This window comes from Rhodobacter sp. SY28-1, assembly GCF_005222785.1.
Lineage (GTDB): Bacteria > Pseudomonadota > Alphaproteobacteria > Rhodobacterales > Rhodobacteraceae > Tabrizicola.
Genome location: NZ_STGH01000001.1, coordinates 272,479 through 290,046 on the forward strand (window position 1 = coordinate 272,479; position 17,568 = coordinate 290,046).

17 protein-coding genes are annotated in these 17,568 nt (G+C 62.4%); 4 read left to right on the forward strand and 13 right to left on the reverse strand.

The genetic code is table 11. The features are described 5' to 3' along the window. Positions 1-2: 2 nt before the first annotated feature. From E8M84_RS01325 to E8M84_RS21640, 5 genes are all read right to left on the reverse strand, one after another. Positions 3-272, reverse strand: a complete 270-nt coding sequence (locus E8M84_RS01325; RefSeq protein ID WP_128514862.1) for a FliM/FliN family flagellar motor switch protein — start codon at positions 270-272, stop codon at positions 3-5. Positions 273-280: 8 nt separating this feature from the next. Beyond that, the gene (locus tag E8M84_RS01330) at positions 281-862 is read right to left on the reverse strand and encodes a flagellar biosynthesis protein (protein WP_137109375.1); all 582 of its coding nucleotides are present in this window, start codon (positions 860-862) and stop codon (positions 281-283) included. After that, a complete protein-coding gene (locus E8M84_RS01335; RefSeq protein WP_137109376.1) occupies positions 862-2,244 on the reverse strand; it encodes a flagellar M-ring protein FliF in 1,383 nt (460 codons plus the stop codon). The genes E8M84_RS01330 and E8M84_RS01335 overlap by 1 nt, the downstream gene beginning before the upstream one ends. A 195-nt stretch (positions 2,245-2,439) precedes the next feature. Continuing rightward, on the reverse strand, positions 2,440-2,751 hold the full coding sequence (locus E8M84_RS01340) for a hypothetical protein (protein ID WP_137109377.1): 312 nt from the start codon (positions 2,749-2,751) through the stop codon (positions 2,440-2,442). Continuing rightward, a complete protein-coding gene (locus E8M84_RS21640) occupies positions 2,738-3,370 on the reverse strand; it encodes a rod-binding protein (RefSeq protein WP_240790256.1) in 633 nt (210 codons plus the stop codon). Before E8M84_RS21640 ends, E8M84_RS01340 begins: the two co-directional genes overlap by 14 nt. Between E8M84_RS21640 and E8M84_RS01350 the strand changes: the two genes are divergently transcribed. Both E8M84_RS01350 and E8M84_RS01355 read left to right on the forward strand, forming a co-directional pair. Next, the gene (locus tag E8M84_RS01350; protein WP_170971816.1) at positions 3,369-5,006 is read left to right on the forward strand and encodes a flagellar hook-length control protein FliK; all 1,638 of its coding nucleotides are present in this window, start codon (positions 3,369-3,371) and stop codon (positions 5,004-5,006) included. The two genes, E8M84_RS21640 and E8M84_RS01350, sit on opposite strands and share 2 nt — an antisense overlap. 7 nt (positions 5,007-5,013) lie before the next feature. After that, positions 5,014-5,670: a flagellar hook capping FlgD N-terminal domain-containing protein gene (locus E8M84_RS01355; RefSeq protein WP_137109380.1), complete on the forward strand. Its 657-nt coding sequence runs from the start codon at positions 5,014-5,016 to the stop codon at positions 5,668-5,670. 60 nt (positions 5,671-5,730) lie between these two features. Here the strand turns inward: E8M84_RS01355 and E8M84_RS01360 are convergent, their stop codons facing one another. Next, positions 5,731-6,450, reverse strand: a complete 720-nt coding sequence (locus E8M84_RS01360) for a GntR family transcriptional regulator (RefSeq protein ID WP_170971817.1) — start codon at positions 6,448-6,450, stop codon at positions 5,731-5,733. A 236-nt stretch (positions 6,451-6,686) separates the two neighbouring features. Between E8M84_RS01360 and E8M84_RS01365 the strand changes: the two genes are divergently transcribed. Then, positions 6,687-7,571 carry a dihydrodipicolinate synthase family protein gene (locus E8M84_RS01365; protein WP_137109381.1) on the forward strand — a complete coding sequence of 295 codons (885 nt, stop codon included), beginning with the start codon at positions 6,687-6,689 and terminating at the stop codon, positions 7,569-7,571. Between the two features lie 199 nt (positions 7,572-7,770). Beyond that, the gene (locus tag E8M84_RS01370; RefSeq protein ID WP_137109382.1) at positions 7,771-8,469 is read left to right on the forward strand and encodes an SDR family oxidoreductase; all 699 of its coding nucleotides are present in this window, start codon (positions 7,771-7,773) and stop codon (positions 8,467-8,469) included. A gap of 107 nt (positions 8,470-8,576) precedes the next feature. On the opposite strand, the gene E8M84_RS01375 is transcribed toward E8M84_RS01370, so the two are convergent. From E8M84_RS01375 to mmsA, 7 genes are read right to left on the reverse strand one after another with little or no spacing between them, the layout of a single operon-like run. Then, on the reverse strand, positions 8,577-9,599 hold the full coding sequence (locus tag E8M84_RS01375) for an aldose epimerase family protein (RefSeq protein WP_137109383.1): 1,023 nt from the start codon (positions 9,597-9,599) through the stop codon (positions 8,577-8,579). Positions 9,600-9,601: 2 nt separating this feature from the next. Then, the gene (locus tag E8M84_RS01380) at positions 9,602-11,110 is read right to left on the reverse strand and encodes an aldehyde dehydrogenase (NADP(+)) (protein ID WP_137109384.1); all 1,509 of its coding nucleotides are present in this window, start codon (positions 11,108-11,110) and stop codon (positions 9,602-9,604) included. Positions 11,111-11,152: 42 nt separating this feature from the next. Continuing rightward, positions 11,153-12,076 carry a Gfo/Idh/MocA family protein gene (locus E8M84_RS01385; protein ID WP_137109385.1) on the reverse strand — a complete coding sequence of 308 codons (924 nt, stop codon included), beginning with the start codon at positions 12,074-12,076 and terminating at the stop codon, positions 11,153-11,155. Next, on the reverse strand, positions 12,076-13,821 hold the full coding sequence (gene araD / locus E8M84_RS01390; protein ID WP_137109386.1) for an L-arabinonate dehydratase: 1,746 nt from the start codon (positions 13,819-13,821) through the stop codon (positions 12,076-12,078). The genes E8M84_RS01385 and araD overlap by 1 nt, the downstream gene beginning before the upstream one ends. Before the next feature lie 12 nt (positions 13,822-13,833). Continuing rightward, positions 13,834-14,805 (reverse strand): AraD1 family protein, encoded by a 972-nt coding sequence (araD1, locus tag E8M84_RS01395; protein WP_137109387.1) that lies wholly within the window; start codon positions 14,803-14,805, stop codon positions 13,834-13,836. An 8-nt stretch (positions 14,806-14,813) separates the two neighbouring features. After that, positions 14,814-15,983 (reverse strand): multiple monosaccharide ABC transporter permease, encoded by a 1,170-nt coding sequence (gene mmsB / locus E8M84_RS01400; RefSeq protein ID WP_137109388.1) that lies wholly within the window; start codon positions 15,981-15,983, stop codon positions 14,814-14,816. Then, a complete protein-coding gene (gene mmsA / locus E8M84_RS01405; protein ID WP_137109389.1) occupies positions 15,983-17,518 on the reverse strand; it encodes a multiple monosaccharide ABC transporter ATP-binding protein in 1,536 nt (511 codons plus the stop codon). Before mmsA ends, mmsB begins: the two co-directional genes overlap by 1 nt. Positions 17,519-17,568 lie beyond the last annotated feature (50 nt).

Consider the following 17,568-nt stretch of genomic DNA (forward strand, 5'->3'; position numbering starts at 1 on the left):
CTTCACAGTCCGCCCCGCAGGTTGGCCACCTCGGTCAGCCGGACCGCCAGCTGTCCCGCATGTTCCCCCTCCAGTTCGGTCAGCTCACCTCGGGCGATCAGGCGATCCCCCACATAGAGTTCCACCGGGTCATCGACCCGTCGATCCAGCTGCAGCACGGCATCCTTAGACAGCCGCAGCAAATCGCGGACCAGGGGCCGCGCACGACCCACCGAAATGGTCACTTCAATCGGCACCTGGCTGAACGGGTTGGTGTCGGCAATGTCTTCCATGACGATCCTCAGGTGTTGAGGGTGAAAAAGGAGCGGACCGCGATGGCGATGTCCGCCGTGGCCTGTGAGAGGTCGACCTTGGTCTCGACCATTCCGAACCGGATGTAGACCTGACCTTCAGGGAGCGAGGGCTCTTCCTCGATCACCATCGGCAGTCCGGTTGCTTGCCTGACAAGATCTTCAACCTGCCCGCGAACCGCAGGATTGAGCACCAGGCTCAGCGGCGCATCGGCGAGCTCCTCGGCCAGCGGGGTGATCGCATCAAGGACAGTCGGGGCGAGCGATTCTCGGGCAACCTCGGGCAAAAGCCGATTGATCATTTCCAGGATCAGAGGCCGGATCGCCTGCAGGACATGGCTTCGGGCGTCCTGAAAGGTGAAGGCCAGGCTTTGCAAGTTGCGCGCCAGATCGGCCCGGATGCGCATCTGGTCGCCCTGCTGCGCAGCAACTGCGTCATCCCAACCGGCAGAATATCCCTGCTCGAACGAGGCGACCTTGGCTTCTTCGACCAAGGCACCCTCGACCATCGGCTGTGTGGTGCCATCGCCGGCAATCGCCGTGTCAAAGACTTCCAGACGCAGTGCAGGCATCAGGCGCGCTCCTCTTCATGCTCCATCCAGCCACGAAGGATCTCGATCGACTCGGTCTGCCGCTTTTCGATCAGGCGACGCAGACGGGTTGCTGGGTCCTCCTCCTCACCGTCAGCGGCATTTTCGCGGGTGACGTCGCCGCGAACATCCGCAAAAGCGCCGTAGTCAAAGCCGTTCTCAACCTCTCCGGTCAGGGCGATGCCACCCGGCACTGCGGCAGACGGCAGCGCCAACGGCGGGGTCGGAGCAGGCAGGGCCGGGCGATTTGCCGACGTCAGGATCGGCCGGATCACGAACAGCCCCAGAACCAGCGCCACCAAGGCAAGAACCACTGTCTGAATGATCGTCATCACATCCATCTGGCCGATTGGCGGGATCAGGCTGGCGGTTGCTTCTGTCCCTGGAGGCACCGCAGTTTCCTGGAATTCCAGCGATTTGAGGGTCAGGACATCGCCCCGCGCCTCATCCAGGCCGACGGCAGACGCGACAAGTTCGCGCAGAGCTGCCAGTTCTTCGTCTGGCCGCGCCGCCCAGGTCCTTGTGCCGTCGGCGGCAATTGTGACGACGCCGTCGACCATTACCGCGACGGTCATGCGCCGCACGGCCCCGGGACTGCGCAGGATCTCGCGCTGAGTTTCCGACACTTCGTAGTTGACCCGCTCACGCGTTTCGGAGTTCTGGCTTCGGCCCTGACCGCCCCCGGTTGCATCGCCTTCCGGCAGGTTCGACGCCACCGTCACCTCACCTCCGGGTTCGGTGCTGGACCCGCTGCGTTCTTCCGTTTCCGAGGAAATCGCGACACGGCCCTGTGAGTCGAACTTGCGTTCGGTGATCGCCTCACGTTCGGAGTTCAGCTCAATCGACACCTCGACGACGGCCTTGCCATCGCCCACGCGGGCTGCCAGCAGGCGTTCCACATTGCCTTTGATCGCAGCGGCCCGATCATCCGCACTGCCCGCGTTGAAGCCATCCGGTTCGCTGCCGCCGATCAGCCCCGCGACGGTGTCGATGATCTGGACCGCATCCGGTGTCATTCCCGCAACCGCGCTGGCGACAAGGTGCCGGATCGCACGCGCCTGAGCCTCGTCAAGGTTGCCGGAAACGGTGGTCAGCGTGACGGAGGCTGTTGGTTTCGCGTCCGGCTGGAACGCACGGGTCGGCGCGCTTGCGATATGCACGCGGGCGGCCTTGACCTGAGGGAGCGCAAGGAGCGTGCGGGCGATCTCTCCTTCCTTGGCGCGCCAGTAGGCGGCGTTGTCCTTGGCGCTGGCCACCGACTTGCCGGTAGAAATGTCCGCCTGAGTCTTGTTCAGGCTGGCGTTGATGCCCTTCATCGTCTGCAAGGCAACCATCGCGCTGGTATTGGTCAGGATCGACGACATTACATAGTCCTTCACACAGGGCCGCAGGTTTCACGGCCGGGGAAGCCACAGATCGTGGCAGAAGGGGCGTTCTATCCGTGCTTGCCGGGGATCCGGAAAGCGCCGCCTCGTCATGAGGCGCACGACCAATCAGGCGATAAAGGCCCTAATCATTCCCTAATCCGGAGAGACCAAATGCCCCGAATTTGATTCACTTCACACACGACGAGACCGGGTCTCGGCGAGCGCGCTGATCTGGGCCTTCTGACCTCGCGAATCGTAGGTGGTCAGCGTTGGGCCTCGGACGACCTCGGAAAACCGCAGGCTGGCGGCCTTGACGCCCCGTGCGGCCGCATCAAGCAGGCGCTCGTTCCTAAGTGCCTTTTCGCGCAAGGCTTCAGCGGCGGGACGATCCCTTCCCGCCAGGCTTTGCGCTTCGATCTGTGGTGCAAGTCGGGCCAAGGCAGCAAAATCCCCGGCAATCAGCGCCGCTGCGACTTGGTCGAGAAGCGTCTCAAGCCTTTCCATTTTCAGCCTCGGTCATCGAATTGAAGATGAGTTCGGCAAGACCGAGGCCGCCGTGTTGAACGATCAGCCTGGCCTGCTCCTGGCGGAGGAAAGAGGTGAACTGCGCCTCTCCTTGACCGCCTCCGAACGCGCCCTGCAGCTCGGACATGCCCGAGTGGGCCAGCATTTCCGAAAGGAAGGTGGCCTCCAGCTCCTCTGCCTTTGACATGAGTTGCTGCCGCCGTTGCGGTGTAAGCGAGGAGACGGGTGAAAGGTCCATTGCTTGCTCCGGAAAGTTCGGATTTTCGGCAACCATCTGGCAAGCGGGTAAAGATTGGGTAACTTCTGTTCGCGAGAAATGGGTCTGTTGCGGCAGAAGTCGTGGATCAATGCAGAACCCTCTTGCTTTCCTTTCAGCAATCCCGCCCACAAGCGAGGGGCTCAGCGCGCCCCAGCCGGTCGAACCGGGCGATGGTTCCTTTGCCGAGGCATTCGGCGACATTGCCTCGACCCAGGATACCGGGGCTCTGGCGATTGATGCCACAGGGACGGCCTTTCCAGGTCCAATGATCTTGGCCTGGCCGTTTCCGGGGCCTGCAATACCTGCGTTGGCGACGGGGTCGGCATCTGCCGTAGACATGTCTCTTAAGACTGAGGGGGAAAACGTCGAAGCCAAGCATAGCGTTTCGGAAGCGGTTTTGGGTGATGCCGGAAGCGACCCACTCATTGCGCTGCTGACCGACGAACCGGGCACACCGCCTGGTCTTCAGCCGTCCCTAGGATCGATGGTGGCGGAGTTTGCCGTGGGTAGGGAAGTGGGGTCAGTCAGCGACAATCCTGAAGTCCTATCAGGGCGGACAAGCCCTCCTGATCTGGCCAAGGAGGGATCAACAACGGTCGACGGCCGCCCATTGCCCGAACCTGTTTCTGGAAAGTCAGTCTCCAGTCCGGCTGCGATTGCTGCTGCGCTCATCGTGCCGACAGAAGCTTCGAAGCCGGGCAATGCCGGAGTACCGCATGACATGTCGCGGCCCCTTGGCAGCAATTCTCCGTCTGATGAGAGTTCCATTGCATGCAGGGCCAGCAACAGCCAGCTCGTCGAGGAATACGGATCGACGCCAGTGCGGCCTCAGGCGAGTTCAATCGCGGACGTTTCGGAAGCGATGGAAGGTGCAATCACGCCGGGACGCGCTCCCTCCTCCCTGGTGAATGAAGGCCTTACCGAGTTGGAGCGAAGCGACAGCCCATTTGCTGGTCACCAGCCTCCGATGGCACAATTGCATCCTTCGCTGGATTCGCCAGGCCAGGTTCAGCGCACCCAAGTGTTGTCCGTGCCCCCCCAACCACCGGTTGCGCTTCAGCATTCACCCGAAAGTAGCCGGATCCTCGCTTCGGTCCTGTCGGTTGCTTCACGAGCCGAAATCAAAGCCGAACCCGACAAGCCGACGACAAGCTTTTGGGAGCGGTTCTTCTCGACACCAGATTCGCTCACGTCGTCGAATTCCGGATCTGCGGTTAGTGGTTTGCAGACTTCCATTGCAATCGAAGCGGGACCTGTGGTCGAAGGCGGCGCGAACGATGGCCCGGCAGTCCCGATGTTTGTTGCGTCTGCGGGCGAGAAGGAACAGCCCGATACGACCTCGACCAAAGACCGGCCCGCGGAAGGACCAAAGCTCACCGCTTCGGGATTGTCGACGAACCTTCCCGAGGTCGGGGCCAGCAATTTCAATGGGTCCGTCTCCGGCTTGTTGTTCACGCCTTGGGTCGCCGATCATCCCTCAAGCGCCGGATGGACACAGGTGGCGGAGTCTCTTGCTTTGATCTCGCCGACCCATACTCCATCGACCATGCACAGCGGGTCGAACAACGCCCATGCACTGCATATCCCACAGGTCGCGTCACAGCTCTCGGATGTGCTGGTCCGCAATTCAAGCACGATGACTGAATTGGCCCTGGCACCTGAGGAGCTTGGCCACGTCCGACTTCGGATGGAGCCCGATTCCGCAAACCCGGATCGAATGATGATAATGATCAGCGTCGAGCGGCCAGAAACGCTTGATCTTTTCCGACGGCACGCTGGCGAGCTGGTCGACGCCCTGCGGAATGCGGGCTACTCGGGTGCCGACATCGGCTTCAGCCAGGGCGGTCGGGAGGAGAGGTCTGAACATCAGAGAGAGCCCCGCGCTCTTGGAACAGCCCTACCTTTCGACGACGCCAACCAGGCAGAAGTAACCCCGATGCGGTCGGTTGGCGCATCTCTCGATCTCAGACTGTGAGGAAAGCATGGACGTCTCTTCGGTCAATCCTGTTGCGGCCTCGGCCAACAGTGCCGCCGCTCCGTCGAAGATCACTTCGGACTTCAACACCTTCCTGCGGATGCTGACGGTTCAGATGCAGAATCAGGATCCGCTGAACCCGATTGATTCCGCCGACTATGCCGTCCAGTTGGCGACCTTTTCAGGGGTCGAGCAGCAAGTGCGCACCAACCAGTTGCTTGCCGATCTTCAAGGCAGGTTCCAGCAGCTGGGCATGGCCGAAATGGCAAGCTGGATCGGCAAGGAAGCCCGGTCGAATGCGCCGATCCTGTATGAGGGGACTCCGGTCACGCTGTCGCCCAATCCAGCCGTGGGGTCGACCCGGGCGGTGCTGGCGGTTCGGGACAGCGCTGGCAACCTTGTATCCCGGGAGGAGATCCCCGTCAGCACCGAGCCCTACCAATGGCTTGGGGGCGGAACCGACGGCTCGCCACTTCCGCCCGGCATCTACACCATCGAACTGGAGAGTCTGAACGGCGAGACCCTGCTCGATTCCCGTCCCGTAGAGCATTACGCGCGGGTGGTGGAAGCCAAGGGCGGCAGCGCTGGCACGACGCTGGTTCTGGCTGGCGGGATCGAGGTACTTGCGACGAACGTCACGGCCCTCCGCAGCCCGACGAACTGAACGGTAGATGCCTTCAGCGTGCAGTGTTGTCCGACCCGTTCGCCGTCGCACGCCAGCAGGTCAGGCTGCGGGCCCGAGCGTGACGAAAGATGCGTCCTTCAGGTAATTCTGCGTCATGTAGGTGATGAAGTTGTCGCGGAACTGCCGGGTGTGGGCATGTGCAAGTGCATCGGCCCGCGCCACATCCCGGTCACGGATCGCTGCCAGCATTTCGTCATGCTCGTCTGTCAGCAGAACTTCCTCATTTCCTTGTTCAAGATAGGCGAAATGGAGATGAAGCATCCGTCGTCCCTGGTTCAGAAGTCGTTCGTAGAACGCCGCGAGGTAAGGGTTGCGGCCCGCATGCGCGATCGACATGTGGAACGCCTTGTTCGCTTCGGACATGGCCAGATGTTCCCCTTTGTGGACGGCTGCCACAAACTCTCTCTGGCGGCGGGCGATTGTCTTGAGGTCAAGGTCGGTCCGCAACTCTGCCGCCAAGCGCGTGTTCATCCGCTGCGCGACGTCCAGGGCTTCGACGTATTTGGGGAAGCTTTGCACGTCGATTGGCGCGACCACCGTCGACCGGTTTGACAGCGTCACGACAAGGTCATCACCCGCCAGACGGATCAACGCCTCTCGCACCGGAGAGCGCGACATCGAAAAGCGCTCGGCGAGTGACGTTTCATCCAGCACCGCACCGGGTTGAAGATCGAGCGAAAGGATTTCGTCCCGCAGCGTCTCATAGGCATATCGGACGCCGGTACCCTTCAGCCGTTTTGGTTCAGACTCTTCGCGCAAATCCAGCCCTCCTTCTGAACCCTGGGGCAACCTTAGACCAAATGACGTCAACAAGTCGACACTGTCTATTTTTGATTTGACGTGTCGTCATCGTGTCGTCATAAGTGCAGCTATCAAAAGCCCTTCGTAGGCGTTGCGTCCGCGTCGGCCGACCGTTTGGATCACGATCTGCACCCGCTGAAGTCCAAGCGCGGGCTTCCGCAACAGCCCGATGTCAGCGCTCGAAAAGGATCATCATGCTAAAGCTTTCCGGGGTATTGCCCGCCTTGATTACGCCCTTCAGCCCTGCGGGCGATATCGACTTTGCCGCCCTCGACCGGCACTTGCGGTCATTGCGCGCGGCGGGGGTGGCCGGATGGGTGCCTTGCGGGTCTTCTGGCGAATACAACCTGATGAGCGATGACGAGCGCGATAGCGTGCTGCAGTTCGTCAAGGACTTTGCACGCCCCGACGAACTGCTGATCGCCGGAACTAACGCGCCTTCCACCGCCGGTGTGATCGCCAACACCTTGCGCGCAAAGGCGATGGGGTATCATGCCGTCCTGCTTGCCGTTCCGTTCTACACCAAGCCAAGCCAGGCCGAGATCGTCCAACACTTCACCAAGGTCATCGACGCCACGGACACGAACATCGTACTCTATTCCTACCCGGGTAAGGATGGGGTCGAGATCGGGTATGAGGCATTGGATGCCTTGGCCGACAATCCGCGGATCATCGGGATCAAGGAGAGTTCCGGAGTTCTTCAGCGCGCGATCGGTATCTCCACCCGATACGCCGGGCGGATTCAGCTGGTTTCCGGCTCGGATGACATCGCTTGGGACTTCATGCAGTGGGGCGCGGACAGCTGGATCTGTGGCCCGGCCAACTGCATGGCCAAGCCGGTCTGCGAGATGGACGCGGCGTTCCGCAGGGGCGATCACGCACGCGCCAGGGAAATCATGCAGATGCTTTGGCCCGCAATGAACGTTCTGGAGTCCGGAAAGTTCGTGCAGAAGCTCAAGTATGGCTGCGAGCTTCAGGGCAATCCGGTCGGAACCTGCCGTATGCCGTTCGGCCTGCTAACGGACGAAGAAAAGGCGGAGTTCGCAGCCACGATGCAGCCGGTTCTGAATTGGAACTAGGGTCGGCGCCTAAAGGTGCTTGGTGCGTTCCTTCGCTCGGCGGTGCGGCGCATTGACGTGGGCTACCAAGACAGCAAGATATCGCTCGAAGGGATCACCAGAACTTTGCCTTCGCTTCTCTGCCCGGCACTATTTCCATATTTCACCTTGGGCCGCCTGAGACCGTTCACCCGCATCAACCCTGTCCGAGGATAAAGCCATGACGCAGAAGGTCTGTCTTGTTACTGGAGGAGGGCGCGGCATCGGTGCCGCCATTGCCCGCGAAATGCACGGGCGCGGGTATGCGCTTGTTCTGATGTCCCCGTCTGAGAGCTGCGAGGCTCTTGCTGCTGAACTGGGCGGCGTCGCGCATCGCGGTGTCGCGCAAAGTGCCGATGACCTGAAGGCCGTGGTCGATCTTGCCATGTCCACTCATGGTCGGATCGATGCTGTCCTGAACCATACCGGCCATCCGCCCAAGGGCGATCTGCTGTCCATTCCAGACGAGGGCTGGGACCTCGCGCATGACATGATCCTGACCTCCGTCATCCGGATGGCGCGTCTGGTAACCCCGATGATGGAAAGACAGAAGTCAGGGTCCATCGTCAACATCACCACCTACGCCAGCCACGAGCCGTCACTTTGGTTCCCCGCGTCGTGTACCTATCGGGCGGCTGTTTCGACGTTCACGAAGCTCTACTCCGACCGATACGGACCGGTGAACATCCGGATGAACTGCCTTGCCCCGGGCTTCACCGACAGTCTGGATGTCGCCAAGTACGGCGAACTCGCCGCACTCAAGCGCATCGGGACGGTGCAGGAACAGGCCAAGGCCGCAGCCTTCCTTCTGTCGGACGACAGCAGCTATGTGACGGGCCAGACGCTGCGCGTCGACGGCGGACTCACGAGATCAGTCTAGCCGGCAGGATTCCAGAGAGGTCATCGCAGCCAGAGACAAACGTGAGCCTACGCTCAGATTTGGCACGCATCGGACACAAACTGAGAAAGGTTTGCCGCCTTAGGTGATCAGGCGGGCGTGAAGTCAAACTGCATCAGGTGTCGATAGACCTGACCGGGGTCCAGCCGTGCTGACGGAAAGTGCGGGGTGTTCGGCGAGTTCGGGAAGCGCTGGGTCTCTGCCGCAAATCCGGCGAACTTCGGATAGCGCGCGCCGGACTTGCCCGGCGTCCCGTCGAAATGCGCCCCGGTATAGATCTGCACGCCAGGCTCGGTCGTCGAAAGCTGCATCTTTCGGCCTGAAACCGGGTCTTCGGCGCGCAGGCATCGCCGCAGGCCTTTCTCGTCGGTCGTCGAGGAAAGGCAGAAGTTGTGGTCAAATCCACCCGGACCCGGCATCTCTGCCCCGATCGGCCGGACCGTCCGGAAGTCGAACGGTGTCCCGGAGACCAGGCGCACTTCGCCGGTCGGAATCAGACGGTCATCGACCGGCAGATAGTACCCGGCATCGATCTGCAAGTGCTGGCCGAGCACGTCGCCAGAAGCATGACCGGCAAGGTTGAAATAGGCGTGGTTGACTAGGTTGACGACCGTGGGCGCGTCGGTGCGAGCTTCCAGTTCGATTGTCAGCCCCAGGCCCTCGACCCGGTAGGTCACACGCGCGGTCATCACGCCCGGATAGCCCATCTCGCCATCCGGCGACGAGGTTTCCAGGGTGACATGGCTGTCGGAATGGTCGACGATCGTCCAGTGCTTCGTGTCCAGTCCTGATCGGCCGCCGTGCAGATGCTGCTGTCCCTCATTGCGGTCAACTTGGACCGTGCGCCCGTCCAGGCTGAAACGACCGTCAGCAATGCGGTTCGAATACCGGCCGCACGTCGCCCCAAGATAGCCACCTCGACCTTGCCAATCGGTCAGAGTGTCAAAGCCGAGGACAATGTCCGCCAGCTTGCCATCGCGGTCCGGCACCCAAAGTGCCGCCAATCTTGCGCCGTTGGTCAGGATTTCAGCCTGAAGCCCCCGTTCGCCGGAAAGGGTGACCCGCCGGACATCCTGCCCATCTAGCTGCCCGACTGTGACAAGCCCTGCCATGATCAAGCCAACCAGTTCCGCGGCAGCAGTTCATCCGGCATGTTCTGATAGGCCACGGGCCGCAACCAGCGGCGAATGGACAGCGTCCCCACCGAGGTCGCCCCGAAGTTGGTTGATGCAGGATAGGGGCCACCATGGACCTGTGCATCGACGACTTCGACCCCGGTCGGGAAACCGTTGGCCAGAACCCGACCGGCCTTGCGCTCCAGAAGCGGCATCAGCAGGCGTGCAAGATCCATGTCCTCTGCTTCCAGATGCAGGGTGCAGGTCAGCTGGCCCTCCAGGCTGCGGGCAATGGCCTGCATCTCGCTGGCATGACGCACACGGACAATCAGCCCAAGCGGACCGAACACCTCTTCGGCAAGATTGTGGTCAGCCAGCCAATCAGCCCCCGAGACCTCGAAGAGATAGGGTGTCGCATTTCGCAGGTCGCAGGTACTGGTCAGCACCGACCGGACCCCGGACCCACGGGCAACGCGGTCCCGACCCGCCCGGAACGCCTCGGCTATCCCGTCGGTCAGCATGGTCTGCGGACCCACCGCACCAACAGCCGCCTTCGCGGCCTCGACGAAGGCATCGGCGTCCGGACCATCAATGACGACGGCGATTCCGGGGTTGGTGCAGAACTGGCCGGCACCAAGGGTCAACGATCCGGCCCATCCCTTGGCGATTGCCTCGCCGCGCGCGGCAAGTGCGGCAGGCAGCAGGAACATCGGGTTGACCGATCCAAGTTCGCCGAAGAACGGGATCGGCTCGGGGCGCGCGGCACACAGGTTGAACAGAGCGCGTCCCCCGGCAAGCGAGCCGGTAAAGCCGACCGCCTTGATGAAGGGGTTCTGCACCAGCGCCTCGCCCACATCGCGCTTGCCACCTTGGACAAGGCTGAACGTGCCTGCCGGACTGCCCGTCGCCTTGATTGCCGCATCAATGGCCTGGGCGACAACCTCTCCCGTCCCCGGATGGGCAGAATGGCCTTTGACGACCACCGGGCAGCCCGCGGCCAGGGCCGATGCCGTGTCCCCGCCGGCGACCGAGAAGGCAAGCGGGAAGTTTGACGCGCCGAAAACCGCAACAGGACCGACCGGGCGCTGGATCATCTTCAGGTCGGGGCGCGGGGCGGGTTGCCGCTCCGGAAGCGCCGGATCATGCCGCCGGTCAAGCCAGCCACCGGCCTGAATATGCGTAGCGAAAAGGCGCAGCTGCCCGACGGTCCGGCCCCGCTCACCATCCAGGCGCGCGGCGGGAAGGCCGGTTTCCTGCGTGCCGATTTCGGTGATCTCGGCCCCTCTGGCCTCGATTTCATCCGCGATGCGGTTCAGGAACGCCGCGCGCTCGCAGTTCGAGGTGGTCGAATATGCGGGGAATGCTGCTTCTGCCGCTTCGCAAGCCGCGTCGACATGCGACGGGGTCCCGGCTGAAAAGGTGCGTGCAGGACCATGGGCTGGCGAAGATTGAAAGCTTTGGGCCGAACCAAGCCATTCGCCAGCAATGAGGTGTTTTCCGGTCAGCATGGGGTGTCTTTCCTGAATGGGCGCTACACGCGCCGTCTTGGGTCAGAAATGAAAGGCTGCAGTCGTAATGCGTGAGCCCAGGGTCAGCGCATCCGCAACGTGGACCATGGGCGACAGATCAACATCGGACGCACGGACGCGAACCAGTTCGGCCATGCGGGCATAAAGGGACGGGTACTCACCCATGATCGAATTCTCGCCCGCCGTGGCTTCACCGTTGATTTCAAGGACATTCCCGCCCATGCGAAGGGCGAGCTCGCCCTTGTCAGTGCTGACGGCGATATCCCAGGTCTGGGGCCCTTCCTGCCGCCAATCGAAATCTGCAGTAACGTTGCCGCTGAAGGTCAGCTGTGCCGCGATAGGTGTCTGGCGGTTCTCGGGAAACTCCAGCCGAGCCTTGGTCAGGTGGACAGGCTGCGGCAGGATCTCGGTCAGAATTGACAGCGCGTTGATGCCTGGATCGAAGACCCCCATTCCACCTGGCTCGAAGACCCAGTCTTGGCCTGGGTGCCATTTCCGCACATCCTCGCGCCAGGTTATGTGGGCCTGCTTCACGGTCGCACCCCGCAGCCAGGCCTTTGCCGGGGCGACGGCATGCGCCATCCGGCTGTGCCAGGTGGCAAACAGGGACAGTCCGCTCTGGCTGGCGATCGCCTGCAACTCATGAACTTCGGCCAAAGTGGCTCCGGGCGGCTTTTCAAGGATCACATGTCGCCCGGCCAACAGGGCCGCCTTTGCGTAGTCAAAGCGCGGAACCGGCGGCATGCACAGCGAGACGACCGGGATGTCGGAACGCTCCGCCAGAAAGGCCGCGAAGTCGGTAAAGGCAGGCACCCCAGACACGCTGCCCTTGCGGCTTACGGTCGCCGCAAGCTCCCAGTCGGCGCTGGCCGCAATCGCGGGGACATGCTGGTCGAGGGCGATCTTGCCGATCCCGACAAGCGCGACCTTGGTCTTCCCGGCCATCAGTGGCTCTCCCGCGCGACGGCGTTGCCACGGCAGCCAACCAGAAAGTCCATGTCAGCCCCCCGGTCAGCGCCCTGGACGTGGTCGTGGTACAGCTTGGCATAGCCGCCCGATGGCGGTTCAACGGCGGGTTTCCACGCTGCAAGACGGGTCTTCAGTTCTTCGTCGGAGATGTCGAGGTGCAGCCGGCGGTTCGCCACATCCAGTTCGATCATGTCCCCGTTGCGGACCACGGCCAGCGGGCCACCCCGCGCGGCTTCGGGCGAGGTATGCAGGACAACGGTGCCATAGGCAGTACCGGACATGCGCGCGTCGCTGATCCTGACCATGTCCGTGATCCCCTTGCGCAGGACCTTTGGCGGCAGGCCCATGTTGCCGACCTCGGCCATGCCGGGATAGCCGCGCGGTCCGCAGTTCTTCAGGACCATCACGCAGGTCTCGTCGATGTCCAGGCTCTCGTCCTCGATCTTCGCCTTGTAGTCGTCGATGTCTTCGAACACGACGGCGCGGCCCCGGTGCTGCATCAGGGCCGGGGTAGCGGCAGAAGGTTTCAGAACCGCGCCATCGGGCGCGAGGTTGCCTTTGACGACGACGATGCCGCCCGACTGGGTGAGGGCTTTTTCGGCTGGAAGGATCACGTCGTCATTGTGGCTGCGGACGTCCTTGACCTCATCCCAGACACCGCCGCCGGAGACGGTAAGCGCGTCCTTGTTCAGAAGGCCCGCCTCACCCAGCCGCTTGATGACCGCAGGCAGGCCACCGGCGTAGAAGAACTCCTCCATCAGGTATTTGCCCGACGGCATCAGGTTGACGATGGTCGGGACATTGCGGCCCCATTCGTCCCAGTCGTTCAGGGTGAGGTCAATGCCACAACGGCCCGCGATGGCGAGGAGGTGGATCACGGCGTTGGTCGAGCCGCCGATGGCCGCATTGGCGCGGATGGCGTTCTGGAAGGCTTCCCGCTTCAGGATGTCCGACGGCTTCAGGTCGTCCTTCACCATCTGCACGATGCGGCGGCCGGTGAGGTGCGCCATGACGCGGCGGCGTGAGTCGACGGCCGGGATCGCGGCGTTGCCGGACAAGGTCATCCCCAGTGCCTCGACCATGCTGGCCATGGTCGAGGCCGTGCCCATCGTATTGCACGACCCGGGCGAACGGGACATCGAGGCTTCGGCTTCGACGAATTCCTCTGCGGTCATTTCACCGGCCTTGACGGCTTCGGAGAACTTCCAGAGATGTGTGCCCGAGCCAACCCGTTCACCCCGGTAATAGCCGTTCAGCATCGGGCCGCCAGAGACCATGATCGTCGGCAGGTCGACCGAAGCCGCGCCCATCAGAAGCGAAGGCGTGGTCTTGTCGCAGCCGACCAGGCACACAACGCCGTCCATCTGCTGGCCACGAATGGTTTCCTCGACCGCCATAGCTGCGAGGTTGCGGAACATCATTGCCGTGGGGCGGAAGCCGGATTCCGAAACCGAGAAGACCGGGACGATGACCGGGAAACCGCCAGCCTCGTAGACCCCGTGCTTCACCCGCTCGGCCAGGTCGTTCAGATGGGCATTGCAGGGGTTGAGTTCGGAGAAGGTGTTGAGGATGCCGATCACCGGGCGGCCGTCGAACAGGTCGGCGGGAAGGCCCTGGTTCTTCATCCAGCTGCGATGGTAGATCGCATCTTTTGACGTGCCAGCGAACCATTCCTGCGAACGGAGCTTGCGGGGCCACGGGGCGGGCGTGAATTTTGACATGGCCAAAGCTCCTTACAGCGGGCGAACTTGCGTCAGGCCCTTGGTCTTGGGCGCAAACGTCAGAGTATTGCGAAGCGGTTGACCGAAGTCGGGCACCGAAATCTCGAAGACATCTCCGTTCTCGGTCTTGATCCCGTCCGCAAAGGACAGGGTTGCCGTGCCGAAGTAGTGCACATGCAGGTCCCCGGGCTGGCGGAAGATGTCGTACTTGAAGTGGTGGTGTTCCAGGTTGGCAAAGCTGTGCGACATGTTCGCGTCGCCTGACAGGAAGGGCTTTTCCCACAGCGTCTTTCCACCGCGAATGATGGCGCTGGTGCCCCTGACATCAGCTGGCAGGTCGCCGACCAGAATCTCCGGACCATAGGACGCGACCCGCAGCTTCGAATGTGCCAGCCACAGGTAGTTCACCCGCTCGGTGACGTGATCCGAAAACTCGTTGCCCAGCGCCCAGCCGATGCGGTGCGGGGTGCCGTCGGGTCCGATCAGGTAGATGCCCGCAAGTTCCGGCTCCTCACCCCCGTCCTCTGCAAATCCGGGGGCCTCAAGCGCTGCGCCGGGCGCAACGGCAGCATATCCGTTGCCCTTGTAGAACCATTCCGGCTGCGCACCGACCTCACCGGCAGCCGGCCGACCACCCTCCAGCCCCATCCGGAACATCTTCATGCTGTCGGTCAGGGTCTCTGCGCCCGCAAGCTTTGCGTGCATCGCATCGCGAGCAGAGGCACTGCCAAGGTGGGTCAGCCCGGTTCCGGTCAGGTGAAGGTGGGCCGGATCAGGGTGACTGACCGGAAGCTCGAACTCGGCCCGGGACAGGTCGACCGTCTCGCCAAGCTCACGGCGCGAGACCTCGGCGGCTAGACCCTGGCCAGAGGCGATCGCTGCAGTGGCCAGTTCATAGACCGACCCTGTGTTCCGCAGGACGCGCGCTTCGCCCGACTGGCGAACGACCACGCCCACGCCCTTCACGGTAGAAAGATGCAACATCGCCAGCCTCACTTGTTCTTGTTGTAGACGTCGAAGATCACGGCAAGCAGAAGCACCAGACCCTTGATCATCTGCTGATAGTCGATGCCGACGCCCAGGATCGACATGCCCATGTTCATCACGCCCATGATCAGAGCCCCGATCACCACGCCGATGATCTTGCCCGACCCGCCGGTCATCGAGGCGCCGCCGATGAAGACGGCCGCAATGGCGTCCAGTTCAAACCCTGTCCCGGCTTTCGGAGTTGCCGAGTTCAGGCGTGCCGTCACCATCATGCCGGCGAGCGCGGCCAGGACGCCCATGTTGACGAAACAGGCGAAGACGAGCCGTTCGGTGTTGATCCCCGATAGTTTGGCCGCCTTTTCATTCCCGCCCACTGCGTAAATGCGCCGCCCTTGCACCGTATTCTCGGTGAAAAAGGCGTACAGCACGATCAGCACCGCCAGAACCACCAGCACGTTCGGCAGGCCACGGAAGCTTGCAAGCTGCCAGCCGACAAAGGCCATGGCTGCGGCGATAATCAGCGTGCGTCCCCAGAACAGGCCCGACGGTTCCGGGATGATGCCGAACTCAGCGTCGCGCTGCCTGGATCGCAGGCCGATCCAGACAACAACTGCGATGGCAACCGCGCCGATGATGAGGGTCAGGCCATGCGGTTTCATCAGGCCGGTAAGGTCAGGAATGAAGCCCGAGGACATCGCCTGGAACTCTTTCGGGAACGGGCCGATGTTCTGCCCGCCCAAAAGCCAAAGCGTCGCGCCTCGGAAGACCAGCATCCCGGCCAGCGTCACGATAAAGCTCGGGATGCGCCAATAGGCCACCCAATAGCCCTGCGCAGCCCCGATCAGGCCTCCAACGATCAGCGTAAGCGGAATAACAGCGTAGACTGGCAAATCCAGATCGACAGTCAGCCATGCAGCCACCGCACCGGTGAACGCGGCCACCGACCCGACGGACAGGTCGATATGCCCGGAGACGATGATGAGAAGCATCCCAAGCGCCAGGATGATGACGTGGCCGTTCTGCAGGAAGATGTTGGTGATGTTCGGCGCCTGCAGGAACATCGGCTTGCCCTGCATTGCAACCAGCACCGAGAACAGCGCCACGATGGCGACCAGCGCCAGCAGCATTCCATTCTCGCGCAGATGCCCCCCCAAAGAACTTTGCTTGTCCGCCATCACGCCACCTTCCCCTTGCCGACGTCCCGCACGATCATAGCCATGATCTTTTCTTGGCTTGCTTCCTCGCGCGTCAGTTCACCCACGATCCGACCTTCGTTCATCACATAGATCCGGTCACACATGCCCAGCAGCTCGGGCATTTCCGACGAAATCATCAGCACCCCGCGTCCCTGTTCCGCGAGATCCTTCATGATCGTGTAGGTTTCGAACTTCGCACCGACGTCGATGCCGCGGGTCGGTTCGTCCAGGATCAGAAGCTGCGGGTCGGTGAACAGCCACTTCGACAGCACGACCTTCTGCTGGTTGCCGCCGGACAGGTTCACGACCTTCTGCTGCACGCCGGGGGTCCGGATCGCAAGTTGGGTGCGATAGCCCTCTGCTACCTGGGCCTCGCGCCGCTTGTCCAGGATCGACCGGCGCGCAATCCCGACCAGGTTTGCCAGGCTGATGTTCTTGAGGATCGGCTCTTCCAGGATAAGGCCCAGCGCCTTGCGGTCCTCGGTGACGTAGGAGATTCCGGCAGCGATCGCTTTCGTGACCGTCGAGACATCGACCGGCTTCCCGTGCATCCGCACGCTGCCCGCGTGGCTCTTTCCGTAACTGCGGCCAAAGATCGACATCGCCAGCTCGGTTCGCCCGGTCCCCATCAGTCCGGCGATCCCGACGATCTCGCCCTTGCGGACATTCAGCGACACGCCCTTTATCATCTGGCGTCCCGCCTGTTCGGGGTGCCAGCAGGACCAGTTCTCCACCTCGAACAGCACCTCACCCGGGTTAAAGGTGCGCTCTGGATAGCGGTGCGCCATGTCGCGGCCGACCATGTCGCGGATGATACGGTCTTCGGAAATCTCGGCCTTGGACAGGGTGGACACCGAGGTGCCGTCACGGATCACGGTGATCCGGTCGGCCACACGGGAGATCTCGTTCAGCTTGTGGCTGATGATGATCTGCGTAACGCCCTGGGCCTTCAGCTCCAGCATCAGGTCCAGAAGACGGTCGGCGTCAGCTTCCTGCAAGGCGGCGGTCGGTTCGTCCAGGATCAGAAGGCGAACGTTCTTCGACAGAGCCTTGGCGATCTCGATCAGCTGCTGCTTTCCGACACCCAGTTTGCCGACGATGGCGCTGGGGGGTTCGTTCAGGCCGACCTGCCGCAGCAGGTTTCCGGTCTTCTGCATCGCGAGGGGCCACGAAATCACGCCCTTCGCCGCGACCTCGTTGCCCATGAACAGGTTCTCGGCGATCGACAGCAGCGGGATCAGCGCAAGTTCCTGGTGAATGATGATGATGCCCTTTTCCTCGCTGTCGCGGATGCCGCGATTGTGCAGAGGCTGGCCGTCATAGATGATTTCGCCGTCATAGCTGCCATGCGGGTACACACCCGACAGGACCTTCATCAGCGTGGACTTTCCGGCGCCATTTTCGCCGCAGATCGCATGGATCTCTCCGGCTTCGACGTTCAGGCTGACCCGGTCCAGTGCCTTGACGCCCGGGAAGATCTTGCTGATCTCCCGCATTTCCAGAAGTGTCGACATGTTCCCTCCCCCAAGGGAACCCGCCTGCGCGGGAGCGGCGCAGGCAGGCC

Bases quoted from the DNA above. Each gene is read 5' to 3' on its own strand.
- E8M84_RS01325 (WP_128514862.1), bottom strand. From the start codon at position 272: ATGGAAGACATTGCCGACACCAACCCGTTCAGCCAGGTGCCGATTGAA.
- E8M84_RS01330 (WP_137109375.1), bottom strand. From the start codon at position 862: ATGCCTGCACTGCGTCTGGAAGTCTTTGACACGGCGATTGCCGGCGAT.
- E8M84_RS01335 (WP_137109376.1), bottom strand. From the start codon at position 2,244: ATGTCGTCGATCCTGACCAATACCAGCGCGATGGTTGCCTTGCAGACG.
- E8M84_RS01340 (WP_137109377.1), bottom strand. From the start codon at position 2,751: ATGGAAAGGCTTGAGACGCTTCTCGACCAAGTCGCAGCGGCGCTGATT.
- E8M84_RS01350 (WP_170971816.1), top strand. From the start codon at position 3,369: ATGTCTCTTAAGACTGAGGGGGAAAACGTCGAAGCCAAGCATAGCGTT.
- E8M84_RS21640 (WP_240790256.1), bottom strand. From the start codon at position 3,370: ATGTCTACGGCAGATGCCGACCCCGTCGCCAACGCAGGTATTGCAGGC.
- E8M84_RS01355 (WP_137109380.1), top strand. From the start codon at position 5,014: ATGGACGTCTCTTCGGTCAATCCTGTTGCGGCCTCGGCCAACAGTGCC.
- E8M84_RS01365 (WP_137109381.1), top strand. From the start codon at position 6,687: ATGCTAAAGCTTTCCGGGGTATTGCCCGCCTTGATTACGCCCTTCAGC.
- E8M84_RS01370 (WP_137109382.1), top strand. From the start codon at position 7,771: ATGACGCAGAAGGTCTGTCTTGTTACTGGAGGAGGGCGCGGCATCGGT.
- E8M84_RS01375 (WP_137109383.1), bottom strand. From the start codon at position 9,599: ATGGCAGGGCTTGTCACAGTCGGGCAGCTAGATGGGCAGGATGTCCGG.
- E8M84_RS01380 (WP_137109384.1), bottom strand. From the start codon at position 11,110: ATGCTGACCGGAAAACACCTCATTGCTGGCGAATGGCTTGGTTCGGCC.
- E8M84_RS01385 (WP_137109385.1), bottom strand. From the start codon at position 12,076: ATGGCCGGGAAGACCAAGGTCGCGCTTGTCGGGATCGGCAAGATCGCC.
- araD (WP_137109386.1), bottom strand. From the start codon at position 13,821: ATGTCAAAATTCACGCCCGCCCCGTGGCCCCGCAAGCTCCGTTCGCAG.
- araD1 (WP_137109387.1), bottom strand. From the start codon at position 14,805: ATGTTGCATCTTTCTACCGTGAAGGGCGTGGGCGTGGTCGTTCGCCAG.
- mmsB (WP_137109388.1), bottom strand. From the start codon at position 15,983: ATGGCGGACAAGCAAAGTTCTTTGGGGGGGCATCTGCGCGAGAATGGA.
- mmsA (WP_137109389.1), bottom strand. From the start codon at position 17,518: ATGTCGACACTTCTGGAAATGCGGGAGATCAGCAAGATCTTCCCGGGC.